Genomic DNA, 408 nt, shown 5'->3' with positions numbered 1-408 from the left:
AAGGTAACGGAAGAGCCGAATGTGTTAGAGAAGCCAGAGGTAAAAGAGCAACCGGAGATCTTGGTAACACCGATCGAAGAAGAAAATAAAGAAGAAACAACAGAAGAAATGGAAGACTTAGAAAAACCGGAAGAGCCAAAGGTAACAGAAGAACCGAATGTATTAGAAAAACCAGAGGTAAAAGAGAAGCCGGAAATCTGGGTAAACCTAGAGGAAGTAGAAAATAAAGAAGGAACAACGGAAGAAATAACAGAAGAACTAGAAGGTTTATTAAAGCCGGAAGAGCTAAAGGTGAAAGAAGAGCCGAATGTGTTAGAGAAGCCAGAGGTAAAAGAGCAACCGGAGATCTTGGTAACACCGATCGAAGAAGAAAATAAAGAAGAAACAACAGAAGAAATGAAAGACTTA

Annotated in this window: 1 pseudogene; it reads left to right on the top strand. The window is 39.5% G+C overall.

The features are described from left to right. Nucleotides 1-408, top strand: a pseudogene (locus MR083_RS26970) (Cna B-type domain-containing protein); the annotation flags it as partial.

The organism is Bacillus cereus group sp. BfR-BA-01408 (assembly GCF_022663305.1).
Classification (GTDB): Bacteria; Bacillota; Bacilli; order Bacillales; family Bacillaceae_G; genus Bacillus_A; species Bacillus_A pacificus.
This window is presented reverse-complemented; position numbering and strand designations above follow the sequence as displayed.